The 12,189-nt window shown below is 74.4% G+C and carries 7 protein-coding genes; 2 read left to right on the forward strand and 5 right to left on the reverse strand.

Going from position 1 to position 12,189, the window contains the following annotated elements; translation table 11 throughout:
- Positions 1 to 92: 92 nt before the first annotated feature.
- The 3 genes from FHU37_RS10875 to purD form a co-directional block, all read right to left on the reverse strand.
- Positions 93 to 1,922, reverse strand: coding sequence for a N,N-dimethylformamidase beta subunit family domain-containing protein (locus FHU37_RS10875; RefSeq protein ID WP_246449741.1), 1,830 nt, complete (start codon positions 1,920 to 1,922; stop codon positions 93 to 95).
- A gap of 839 nt (positions 1,923 to 2,761) precedes the next feature.
- On the reverse strand, positions 2,762 to 4,600 hold the full coding sequence (locus FHU37_RS10880; RefSeq protein WP_312892547.1) for a M48 family metalloprotease: 1,839 nt from the start codon (positions 4,598 to 4,600) through the stop codon (positions 2,762 to 2,764).
- A 1,169-nt stretch (positions 4,601 to 5,769) separates the two neighbouring features.
- Positions 5,770 to 7,098, reverse strand: coding sequence for a phosphoribosylamine--glycine ligase (gene purD / locus FHU37_RS10885; protein ID WP_179813996.1), 1,329 nt, complete (start codon positions 7,096 to 7,098; stop codon positions 5,770 to 5,772).
- 195 nt (positions 7,099 to 7,293) lie between these two features.
- On the opposite strand from purD, the gene FHU37_RS10890 reads away from it, so the two are divergent.
- Positions 7,294 to 8,082, forward strand: coding sequence for an SLATT domain-containing protein (locus FHU37_RS10890; protein ID WP_179813997.1), 789 nt, complete (start codon positions 7,294 to 7,296; stop codon positions 8,080 to 8,082).
- Between the two features lie 595 nt (positions 8,083 to 8,677).
- Here FHU37_RS10890 and FHU37_RS10895 read toward each other — a convergent pair.
- Positions 8,678 to 9,373, reverse strand: coding sequence for a GntR family transcriptional regulator (locus FHU37_RS10895; RefSeq protein WP_179813998.1), 696 nt, complete (start codon positions 9,371 to 9,373; stop codon positions 8,678 to 8,680).
- A 127-nt stretch (positions 9,374 to 9,500) separates the two neighbouring features.
- Complete coding sequence (locus FHU37_RS10900; RefSeq protein WP_179813999.1) at positions 9,501 to 10,784, reverse strand: adenylosuccinate synthase; 1,284 nt, start codon at positions 10,782 to 10,784, stop codon at positions 9,501 to 9,503.
- A gap of 143 nt (positions 10,785 to 10,927) precedes the next feature.
- On the opposite strand from FHU37_RS10900, the gene FHU37_RS10905 reads away from it, so the two are divergent.
- Positions 10,928 to 12,163, forward strand: a complete 1,236-nt coding sequence (locus tag FHU37_RS10905) for a diacylglycerol kinase family protein (RefSeq protein ID WP_179814000.1) — start codon at positions 10,928 to 10,930, stop codon at positions 12,161 to 12,163.
- Positions 12,164 to 12,189: the final 26 nt, after the last annotated feature.

The following is a 12,189-nucleotide window of genomic DNA, read 5'->3' on the forward strand; positions in this document are numbered from 1 at the left end:
GGCCCGCCGCCTGCGGCTGGCCTGCTGGGTTGGGCTGGGCTGGGCTGGGGCGGGGCGGGGTGGGCTGGGGCTGGGGTGGGCTGGGGCTGGGGTTACTCGGACTTGCGGATCCGGTCCAGCAGGTTCGCGGTGGCGCGCTGCACCCGCTCGTCCACACAGCCCGGACGGTCCAGCGCCGGCGTCCAGGCGAACGTCCCGGAGGCGAAGACCCACGCCCCGCTGGGCGCGCGGTACAGCGACGTCTGCTGGTGCCGCGGCCGTCCCTCCTCGTCCCGGTACGGCGAGTGCGACAGCAGCACCCGTCCGCTGCACTCCGGCAGCGGGACCCGCGGCATGTAGCGGTCCGCCTCCGCCGCCACCAGCCCCGGCAGCGTGTCCTCCTCCGCCAGCCCCGTGCCCTCCCACAGCCAGTGCCCCGCGTTGCGCACCACCAGCGGCACCGGCTCCGCCACCCGGCGCTCGTACTGCACCCCGAGCACCAGTTGCTCCGGCTCGCCGCAGACCCGCCAGTGCGCGGTGCGTCCGGAGCGGTCCGGGTGGTTCTTGCGGCAGGACACCAGCCGGTCCGGCTCACCCGACGGCGACGCGCTCACCTGCACCTGCCAGTACATGGTGTTGGCGCTGAGGAACACCAGCGAGGTGCCGGCGTCCCGCGCCGCCTCCACGGCCTGCCGCATCGGCGCCGACCAGTACTCGTCGTGCCCGGTGAACACCAGCCCCCGGTAGCGCGTCGGATCCACCCGGCCGGCGTGCAGGTCCAGGGCACTGGCGTACGCCAGGTCGAGACCCTGGCGCTCGGCCCACCGGATGAAGTCGTATGCGTGGCCGACGTGCAGCGGCAGACCCGAGCCGGCGTACGGGCGGTCGAACGACACGGTGGTGGCGGCGTCCCGCTCCCCGAGCAGCCGCCCCCGCTCGTCCCAGGAGTGGTACAGGCTCGCCCCGGTGCGGCCGTTCTCCGGGAAGAGGTTGTACGCCTGCCAGGTGATGTCCGGGATGACCACCAGGAAGTCGGCCGGCTCGTCGTCCCGCACGGTGAACGGTATGTGGCTGCGGTGGCCGTCCTCCGAGGTCAGCACGGCCACGTAGGCGCCGGGACGCCAGTCCCGGGGCACGCTCAACCGCCAGCTGCGCCACCAGTGGTGGCAGGAGACGGTGCGGCCCGCCACCAGCGGCTCGGGCTGGACTATGCCGGACAGCCGGGGGCTGCCGCCGACGCGATGCGCCCCGTTGCCGCCGTAGTGGCCGATCCGGTACCAGTCCATGGTGAGGTTCTGCGGCGGATTCGCGGTGATCTTGAAGTCCAGGCGTTCGCCCGGGCGCACCGAGACGGCCGTGGCGAAGCCCTTGATCTGCTGGTGGACGTCGTCCGCGTTGCGCAGCTCGCCGGGGCGCGGACGGACCGTGCCGGGCGCGCCGGCGGAGTCCAGGTCCACGTACCACGGGACCATCGAGCCGGAGCCGTCCACGTAGCTGTCCCGCCCGCGCAGCCAGGGCAGCGGGCCCTGGCCGAACGGATCGGCCACCCCGTGGGCCAGCGCGCCCGACTCCCAGCGCTGCGGCGGGGAGCCGGCGCAGTCCCGACCGGGCTGCTGGTGCTCCGTCGGCGGCTCGTGGTGCTCGGCCGGCACCCACCGCGTCGGCGGCTCGTCGGGGTCCTGGTGCCGCGGTTGGTCGTGCTGCTGGGTGTGGTCGTGCTGCTGGGTGCGGTCGTGATGCTCGGTGTGGTCCGGGCGCTGGGATGGTTCCGGGCGCTGGCCGGCTGTCGTGCCCTCCCGCGTGCGCGCCTGCGGCCACCCCGCCGCCTCTTCGGATGCACGGCCGGCGCACGGCCCCGTCTCGTGCCACGGCTCGCGCCGATCACCGCCCCGGGCCCCCACCTGTGCCACCCGGCCCTCGCCGGCCCCACCGTCTTGCGACATTCCTTGCCCCTCCGGGCGACGCCGGACCTTCCCCCGTCCGCACCGCCGCCGCTGTTGTCGAAGGACCAATACATCACACCCTGCCCCCGCCATATCACCCAATGCAACGAAAATGGCTCGAGAGAGTGGCGTTCGGTGCGTCACACCGTACGGACCGTCACCGGCGCTGGGAAGGGTGGCGCACCGTGGCGGGACCGTGGCGGAGTGGAAGGGGTGCGGTGGGCCAAGCGAGGGGCGCGCCGGGGCGCGGGGGCGCGTGCCGGGGCTGGCGTCCGTGGCCAGTGGGGGTGGCGCGGGGCCCTCTCGGGGGGCCGGCGGGGGATGCGGCGGGATGTGGCGGAGGGATGCCTCGGGGTGCCGGGGCGGGGGGTGGGAGGGTGGCGGGGGTGTCAGGAGGGGTTGGTGCGGGGGTGGCGGAGGGGTTCGGTGCGGGGCCGTTTCGGGTTAGGGGCGTTCGGGGGCGGGTAACCCGGGGCGGGCATGCCGCGCAAGGGGGAACCCGAACCTGTGGACAACCCAGACGCCCCCGTGTCCCAGGCGTAACCCGAGGCGATCACGCCGCGCAAGAGGGCAAACCAAGGCTGTGGACAACCCGGCGCCCCCTTGTCCGAGGGGTAACCCAGGCGGGCATGCCGCGCAAGGGGGCAATCAAAACCTGTGGACAACCCAGACGCCCCCTTGTTCCAGGGGTACCCCGGGGCAACCCCACGGGGCAATACAGCAAGGGGACGGAATCAGCCTGTGGAAAACCAGTGGAGAACCAAGGCGCCCCGGATCGGGCGAGGCCGTCGCGAAGAACCAGGCAGCTCGCCCCACGTCAACCAGCCGAGCGCGCCGCGTCAGCCGGGAAGGCGGACGGGGACCTCCAGGTGGACACCGACTTCTTCCATCCAGGCCCGCAGCAGGGTGTGGTCGCCCTCCTCCACGGCCTGCAGCACGGCGAAGGACAACCCGGGGGCGCGGCGGCCGTCCACCCGCAGCACCGGCCCGTCCAGCCAGTCCAGACCCGGGCGAGCCCCGGCGGTGTCCACCGCGGCGCAGCAGATCATGGCGCGGACGTGGTCGGCGAGCAGTTCCTCCCCGGTCTGGTCCCCGAGCCCCGGGTACTGGCCCGATCCCCCGTGCGGCCGCCCCCGGAGGAGTTCGGCGGCGAGCGCGGCGGCCAGTTGGTCACTGCCGCCCGTGCCGATCGGGCGGAGCAGCCGCGCGACGGTGCTGCGCGCGTCCGTGCCGCCGGGTGTGGCGGACGCCGCGGCCGGTACGGCGGATGCGCCGGCATTGGTGATGCTGCCGGGACGAGTGGGGCGGCCGGCACCACGGCGACCACCAGGCCCACCCGGGCTACCGAGGCCACCGGGGCCGGCCGTGCGGCCGTCGAGGCGGTCCAGGGCGGCGTCGAGGGCGGCAGCGCGACGACGCCAGAGCGGGTCGACGACCCTGCTCGGGTAGTCCTCCCAGGCCAGCGGCGCGCGCAGCGGCCCGCCGTGGAAGAGGTGGGCGGCGAGCAGCGAGACCTGGGCGTCCACGTCCGCCGGGTCGGCCAGCAGGTCGCTGGCGGGCCGCCGGGCGAGCCGCCGCTCGTAGCCCTCGGCGAGTCGGTCCCGGCGGGAGAGCTCGGTGAGGGCGTACACCACGCCCTCGTTCAGCCCGGTGGGCCACAGACCCTGCTGCCAGCAGGGCAGGGCGACCCGGGTGAGCAGCCGGTCCCAGCAGGCATAGGCGAGACCCACCTGCTCCTGGGCCCGCACCCGCCGACCGTAGTCGACCAGCTGGGCGCGGGCGGAGGCGAAGGCCGCGACGAATCGTTCCAGCTCAGCGGCGTGTGGGAAGCAGCGCAGGAGGAGTCGGCGGCGTACGGCGGCCACCCCCGGCAGCGGTCGGCAGCCCAGCGCGAGCAGGAACGCGCGGACACGTCGCAGCCAACCCTCGGAGCCGGAGCCTGAGCCGGCGGCCTGCTCGGCGGCGGGCAGCCCGGGGGCCGGCCGGCCGGCCGCCGACCCCACGGGGCCGTGGGTCTCCAAGTCGCGGACGAACGCCCGCGCGGCCTGGATGTCCCGGTCCACGGCGGCGGTGGTGCCGGCGACGACCGGAGCGAGCAACGCGCGTAGCTCGTCGACACGCATCCACCACAGGAAGGGCGAACCGATGACCAGGACGGGGCCGGCCGCCTGCGGCGTCTCGTCCAGCCAACTGTCGCAGTCGGGGGTCAGCGCGATCAGCCCGGGCTCCGGCACGTCCAGCTCCGCCGCGAGCCCGCCGATCAGCGCGTAGAGCTCGGGGGCGGACTCGGGCGGCAGCGCCACCGTCGTCCCCAGCCGACCGGGATCGGCGGCGCCGGGGGCACCGGCAGGTACCGCGGAGGCCCCGGCGGAGCCTGCGGAACCGGTGGCGTGCCGCGTGAATCGTCCCTCGCCCGCCGGACGCAGCGCCGACAGCACCACCCAGCCGACCGCGACCGCGACCACGAACCCGGAGGCGGCCGCCCAGGCGACCGGACCGGCGGCGGCGCCGAAGACGCTGCCGAGGATGCCGCACAGGGCCGCCACCAGCAGCACGCCAGCCAGCGCCCAGCTCGCCCAGACGACCGTGAGGGCGGCGCGGCGCAGGCGCAGAATGGCCGCGGCACGCGCCCGCGCCGCGCGGAGCCCGCGTCGGGCGATCTCTTCGGCGTCGTTCACCGTCCACTCACCTCGCCTTCGGTTACCGTCGGCCGCGCGCGGCCCGTACCGGTACTGCCCGCGGCCCTTCCCGCTCCGTCGCGGTGGAAGTGCGTGTGCTTTCCGTTCGGTCGACGATGGCACATCGAGCCGCCGTCCACCGTCCGGAAGGGGCAGTTGGCGGCATCCCTACCCTGGGTTCGCCGCGTCGCGCGTCAACTCACGCTTGGGTGCGAAGCGGCAGGCAGCCGCGCGCCGTGCGTCTGTGCGGCGTTCTGGCGACGATCACACGAAAACGCCCGGACTTCTGTCAGAGCCGGGCAGGTGTCAACCATATGCGGGCACGAACGAACATGAATCCGTCGGTCGTCTGTTCCCCTCCCGGCCCGCGCCCCCGCCTGGGGCCGCCGGCGGTGCGGAAGAGCCAGGGTGGGGGAACGGAGAGCTCCGTTCCCCCAACCACTCCCGGCCGACCCGCCCCACCCACCCCACAGGGAGCAGCGGGCAGGGGAAACGGACGGGGCGCACACGGCGGATCGCGGGGGGCGCGGACGGTCGCCGGGCACACGGCTGGTCGCACGGGGCTCGGCTGGTCGCACGGGGCCGCGGAGGGGGTGCCGCACCGGGTCGCAGAGGGCCGCAGGAGCACGGGGGGCTACCGCGAGTGGCAGTGACACGGGCGGATTGGCAGGTGCACAGCACAAAACCGAGGTCCGAGGGGGACCCCCGATTTCAAGCCTTCCACGAGAATTCGGCGTGGCGACAGGGGGGATCACAGGCTGTGGATAACTCCTGCCTGAGGCATGACATCCCGGCCTGCCCTTGGCACGGTGTCCAAAGGCTGCCCTGTCGGCCTGCCCGAGGCGTCACGCCCGGCGGGTCCGAGGCATTACCACCAAGGCATGGCGGCCCGGTGCGCCCAGCCTGGGCCCCGGGCCGTGCGAGCCCGGGCCGACCGAGCCCGCGCCGTGCGAGCCCCGAGGGGGCGCCTGGGCGGCGCCCCCTCGGGTGGGGCTCATGCCTACGGGTCACGGCCTGGGCTCAGGCCCGTGGCTCAGACTTGAGCCTCACGGCCTGCGGGCTCAGGACCAGGGCCAAGGCTCCAGGGCCGGGCCTGGGGCCAAGACCTGGACACGAACGGCCAAGACCCGGGGCACGAAGGGCCAAGGCCTGTGGCTCGAAGCCCGGGCTCAGGCCTCGTCGGGAGCCGTCGCCGGCCCGGCCTCCGTGCCGCCGCCCTCGCCCGCCGCGGCGGCGGCGATGGCCTGCTCCTGCGCCTCGGCGGCGCGCAGGGCGATGTCGGTGCGGTGGTGGGAGCCGGCCAGCCGGATCCGCTCCACCCCGCGGTAGGCCCGGCGGCGCGCCTTGGCCAGGGTGGAACCGGTCGCGGTGACGGAGAGCACCCGACCGCCGGCGCTCACCACCGCGCCGTCCTCGCCGAGGGCCGTACCGGCGTGCAGCACGTGCACGTTCTCCAGCGCCTCCGCCTCCTCCAGGCCCTCGATCGGGTCACCGGTGCGCGGCGACGCGGGGTAGCCCTCCGAGGCGATCACGACGGTGACCGCCGCGCGCTCGCTCCACCGCAGCGGCTCGATCTCGGACAGCCGTCCGGTCGCCGCCGCCAGCAGCAGCCCGGCCAGCGGCGTCTTCAGCCGGGCCAGCACCACCTGCGTCTCCGGGTCGCCGAAGCGCGCGTTGAACTCGATCACCCGCACGCCGCGCGAGGTGATCGCCAGCCCCGCGTACAGCAGGCCGGAGAACTCGGCGCCGCGGTGGCGCAGCTCGTCGACGGTCGGCTGCAGCACCGTCTCGGTGACCTCGCGGACCAGCTTGGGGTCCGCCCACGGCAGCGGCGAGTAGGCCCCCATGCCGCCGGTGTTCGGGCCGCTGTCCCCGTCACCGACCCGCTTGAAGTCCTGGGCCGGCTGGAGCGGCACCACGGTGCTCCCGTCGGTCACCGCGAACAGCGACACCTCGGGGCCGTCCAGGTACTCCTCGATCACCACCCGGTCGCAGGCCAGCGCGTGCGCCCGCGCCGCCGCGACGTCCTCGGTGACCACGACGCCCTTGCCGGCGGCCAGCCCGTCGTCCTTGACGACGTAGGGCTGGCCGAAGGCGTCCAGCGCCTCGTCGATCTCCGCCTCGGTGGTGCACACGTAGGAGCGGGCGGTCGGCACGCCGGCGGCGGCCATGACCTCCTTGGCGAACGCCTTGGACCCCTCCAGGCGGGCCGCGGCGGCGGAGGGGCCGAAGCAGGGGATGCCGCGGGCGCGGACGGCGTCGGCCACACCGGCCACCAGCGGCGCTTCGGGGCCGATCACCACCAGGTCGGCGGCCAGCTCGGCGGCCAGGTCGGCCACGGCGGCGCCGTCCATCTGATCCACCGGGTGCTGCTCGGCGATCGCGGCGATGCCGGCGTTGCCGGGCGCGCAGTGCAGCGACCGGACGTCTGGGTCGAGGGAGAGGGCGCGTACGAGAGCGTGCTCCCGAGCGCCATTGCCAATCACGAGGACCTTCACCGCACGTAGCGTAGTGCCCCCTGCCGGGATGAGGGGAACCACTCCCACGGGTGAAACCGCGCGGGGCCGCTTGCCCGCTGAGCTGCCACTTACCAGGGTCGGGGAGTTGGGGGGCACCGCCTGGTCAGCCATTCGGCGGTAAGAAATGGAGGCCAGTGTGCGGCGAGTAGGCCTACTCGAGTAGGGAGCAACACCGTGACGGATCCGGACATGCGGCCGGAGCAGCCGCCGCGGGCTGGGCCGGACGACGCCTTCCCGGCGGGAAGCGCGGTCCAGCCGCCGGCGGGTGGACCGCAGCCTCCCGTGGGCGGCCCGCCGCCCGAGGACGCCTACCCCATCTGTGACTGGCAGCAGCCGGGCGACTCCCTGGAGGCGCTGTACCAGTGGACGCAGGCCAAGGCCCTGGGCACCGTCGAGTGGTACCTGTCCGGGCGGCAGGAGAAGCGCCGCTGGGCCAAGGGGCTGCGCACCGCCGCGCTGCTGGTGGGCGCCACCGGGCTGCTGGTGCCGTTGCCGGCGGTGGCGGCCGGGGCGGCGGGCTCGGTCGCGCTGTGGGGTTTCGCGGGTCTCGGTCTGGCGGCCGGCTGTCTGGGCCTGGACCGGCTGCTCGGCCTCACGGCGGGGTGGATGCGCGACATCGCCACCGCGCAGGCGGTCCAGCGCCGGCTGGACACGCTGCGTTTCGAGTGGGAGACCGAGATGGTGCGGGACGTCCTCGGGCCGGTGGAGGAGTCGGCCGCGGAGGTCGTGGAGCGGCGGCTGCGGATGCTGCGGGTCTTCCACGAGGACCTGGCGGAGATCATCCGCACCGAGACGGCGGACTGGGTGCGGGAGTTCCGTGGCACGGCGGCCGCGCTGCACGCGGCCGGGCCCGGTGGTCCGGTGCGGCGCGGTGACTCCGAGGGCCGGAGCCGGCCGAACCCGCCACCCGGCATGCGCCCGATGATGCCGCGGCAGCGCCCGCCGGAGCCCCCGATGCGCTGACGCCCGGATCGGCTTCCCACCGCTCCCCAGCTGGCTGGGACTCGTGTTTCTCGTGAGCCGGGAGAGACGGGTGTGGCTGGTGGGAAGCCGAGCGACGGATGTCAAGTCGCCTTGCACCCGAGGTGGCGGACCCGACATGCTGTCCAGCGATCGGTACCCTCTGCGATCGATAGGACACGTGAAGTGGCCACTTCTCTGGGGAGGCACAGCTCCTCGGGCAATCCGCGCCCGTCGCGCCCGTCACACCAGACACGGGAGTCTCACCGGCCGCCGGCGCCACGCCGCCGGGACGTACGGTGAGCGCACCGGAGCCCGTGACCACCCGCTCCGCAGCGGAGCGCCCGCCCCCGCACGGCACGTGAAGTGGGGGGTCAGGATCCGAACAGCTGCCTGGGATGCGGCGTGTTCCTCGCGGTCGTGACGGCGCTCATCCTCGGCGGGGGCATCGCCGAGTTCCTGGGCCTGGTCTGAGGCGGGCCGGTGGCTGGGGGTCGGTGGCCGAGCCACCGGTGGCCGAGGGGCCAGGCAGGCGAGCAGGCGAGCAGCCGAGCAGGCGAGCAGGCGAGAGGACCAGCGGCCGAGCGGCCGCCGGCCCTCAGGAGGACGACGGCGCCGACCGTTCGCGCAGCGGGGCGACGCCCTCGGCGGCGAACCGGTGGTAGGCGCGCATCTCCTCCGCCACCGCCGCCCAGTCCCCGCGTTGCAGCCCCTCGACCAGCTCCATCTGGCGGCCCCACAGGTGCCCGCGCAGCGGGGCGAACGGCCGCACCCGCGGGACCAGGAACATCCAGGCCAGCACCCGCAGGTTGTCCGCGAAGTCGGCGACCCGCCGGTTGCTCAGCAGGCGGTTCAGCTCCCACCAGTACCTGAGGTCGCACACCACCATGACGTCCACGTCCCCGGCCTCCGCGGCGCGGCGCGCGTCCATCGCCCGGCGGCGCACGGTGGTCAGCTCGCCCTCCGGGAAGCCGTCCGGCACGCGCCCCGGCAGGCTCGCCAGCATGCCCTCGGTGAGGACCCGGCGCGCGTCGAGGATCTCGTCGAAGTCCTCCCAGGTCTGCTGCCGCACCTGGAAGCCTCGGTGGTGCACGATCTCGACGAGCTGGAGCGCCGCCAGCTCCACGAGGGCCTCGCGCACCGGCGTCGCCGAGACCCCGTACCGCTCCGCGATGTCCCGCACGGTGAACCGCTCACCGGCCGGCAGGCGGCCGGTGACCATGTCGTCCCGCAGCGCACGGGCGATCTGCTCCCGGAGGCTGCTGCGGTGCACCAACGCGTACCCGGACGGCATGCCGCACCTCCCCCACCTGTCCGTCGACGACCGCCCCCCATCATGCCAAGCCGGCGCGCGGACGGGGGTGGCGGCGTCGACGCCGCCGGAGGAGCCGGCCCGGCGACGGCGGGCCGGCGCGCATCGATCAGAGCAGGTCGTGGATCTGGATCGTCTCGTCGCGGCCCGGGCCGACGCCGATCGCCGAGATGCGCGCCCCGGACATCTCCTCCAGCGCCTTGACGTACGCCTGGGCGTTCTTCGGCAGCTCCTCGAAGGTCTTGGCCTTGGAGATGTCCTCGCTCCAGCCCGGCAGCGTCTCGTAGATCGGCTTCGCGTGGTGGAAGTCGGTCTGCGTGGTCGGCAGCTCGGTCACCCGCTGGCCGTCCACGTCGTAGGCGACGCAGACCGGGATGCGCTCCCAGCCGGTGAGCACGTCCAGCTTGGTGAGGAAGAAGTCGGTCACACCGTTCACCCGGGTGGCGTAGCGGGCGATCACCGCGTCGAACCAGCCGCAGCGGCGGTCACGGCCGGTGGTGACGCCGTACTCGTGGCCGATCTCGCGCAGCTTGGCGCCGTCCTCGTCGAACAGCTCGGTGGGGAACGGGCCGGCGCCCACACGGGTGGTGTACGCCTTCAGGATGGCGATCACCCGGTCGATGCGGGTGGGGCCGATGCCGGAGCCGGTGCAGGCGCCGCCGGCCGTCGGGTTGGAGGAGGTGACGAACGGGTACGTGCCGTGGTCGACGTCCAGCAGGGTGCCCTGGCCGCCCTCCAGCAGCACGACCTTGCCCTCGTCGAGGGCCTGGTTCAGCACCAGCGTGGTGTCGGCGACGTACGGGCGCAGGCCCTCCGCGTACTCCAGGTACTGCTCGATCACCCGGTCCGCGGACATCTCGCGGCGGTTGTAGAGCTTCACCAGCACCTGGTTCTTGTAGTCCAGCGCGCTCTCGACCTTCTGCCGCAGGATCGAGGGGTCGAACAGGTCCTGCACCCGGATGCCCACGCGGTTGATCTTGTCCGCGTACGCCGGGCCGATGCCGCGGCCGGTGGTGCCGATGCGGCGCTTGCCGAGGAAGCGCTCGGTGACCTTGTCCAGGGTGGTGTGGTACGGCGTGATCAGGTGCGCGTTCGCGGAGATCATCAGCCGCGAGGTGTCGATGCCGCGCGCCTGCAGGCCCTCGATCTCCGAGAAGAGCACGGACGGGTCCACCACGACGCCGTTCGCGATCACCGGCGTGCACTCCGGGCTGAGGATGCCGGACGGCAGCAGGTGGAGCGCGTACTTCTGGTCGCCGACCACCACGGTGTGCCCGGCGTTGTTGCCGCCCTGGTAACGGACGACGTAGTCGACGGAGCCACCGAGCAGATCGGTGGCCTTACCCTTACCCTCGTCACCCCACTGGGCGCCGAGCAGCACAAGTGCCGGCACAGGCGTACACCCCTTTCCCCCGGGGCATTCTCGACGAGGAGACGGCTTGACGCCGGCCCGCCCTCGCCCCGGAATGGACCAAGCCCCTGACGCGATCGCGCAAGGGGCTCTTGCGTGGAGAGATTACCTGAGGAAGGACGGACGTGTCGGAGGCGCTCGCGCTGCTGGTGGTGGTCGACCCGGTCGCGCGGGCGGTGGACGGCGAGTCCGTACGGGTGGCCCGGGACGTCCTCGGCGCCGGAGCCGACGTCAAAACCGTGCTGCCGGAAGGCCGTGAGGAACTGGAACGGGTGCTCGCCCACCGCGGCCGGCGCCACCCCGTCGCGATCGGCGACGACCACACCCTGCACCAGATCGCCCAGGTGCTCCACCGGCGGCGCGAGCTGAGCGGGACCGTTCTCGGCCACGTCCCGGTGGGCCCGCGGCGGCAGGCCACGGTGGCCTGGACGCTCGGCCTGCCCCGGGAGCCGGCCGCCGCGGCGCGCGTCGCCCTCTCCGGGGTCGCCCGCCGGCTGGACCTGCTGGTCGACGACGTCGGCGGCATCGTGCTCGGCTCGCTGCACCTGTGCCCCTTCGCCCGCCAACCGCGGCTCGGCGGCGCGGTCGACCGGCTGGACCATCGCCTGGACCATCGCCTGGACCACGGGCTGGGCCACGGCCTGGACCATGGGCTGGACCACGGAGTGGGCCATCCACTGGGCCCTCCGCACGGAACGGGCGGGGGCGGGCTGGGTCGGCTGGGCGGGCTGAGTGGGCTGGACGGCCGGGGCGGGAACGGCCCGGAGGCGGGCCGGGACGGCTACCGGCGCGGGCTGGGACGTGGTCTCGGCCGTGCCGGGGAGCACGACGCCGACCTCGCGGACCACCAGCGGGAACAGGAAGGGCCCGGTGAGCGCGGGTTCGCCGCCCTGCTGCCGGGTGTGCTGCCAGGAGTGCTGCCCGCGGCGCTCTCCGCCCGGCTGGCCGAGGCGCTGCGCGAGTGCGCCGACGGCGGACGCCGAGCGCTGGCCCGCGCCCTGGCCGTGCCGCCCGCCGGCGCCTACGTGCGGCGCCGACTGCGGGTGGAGGCCGACGGGACGATACTCGCCGACCCGACGCACCCGGTGCGCGGCGTCGGGCTCGCCAACACGCTGCCGCCGGGCGACGCCCACCTGTCCCTACCGGAGGGTGCGCCCCGGCCGCGACCGGACGACGGGGTGGTCGAGGTCGTGGTCCGCCGCGGCCCGCACCAGGGACCGGTGCGCGTCCAGGCCAGCCGCGTCGGCATCAGCGGCCAGCCGTTCTGCTACCGGGCGGACCGGGAGATCACCGGACCGGTCCGCTCCCGGGTGTGGACCGTACGCGAGGGCGGCTGGGCAGTCCGCGTCCCGCCGAGCTGAAGGCGCTGGGGTGGGGTTCCTGGGGT

This window comes from Allostreptomyces psammosilenae (assembly GCF_013407765.1).
Lineage (GTDB): Bacteria > Actinomycetota > Actinomycetes > Streptomycetales > Streptomycetaceae > Allostreptomyces > Allostreptomyces psammosilenae.

Bases quoted from the DNA above. Each gene is read 5' to 3' on its own strand.
- FHU37_RS10875 (WP_246449741.1), bottom strand. From the start codon at position 1,922: ATGTCGCAAGACGGTGGGGCCGGCGAGGGCCGGGTGGCACAGGTGGGG.
- FHU37_RS10895 (WP_179813998.1), bottom strand. From the start codon at position 9,373: ATGCCGTCCGGGTACGCGTTGGTGCACCGCAGCAGCCTCCGGGAGCAG.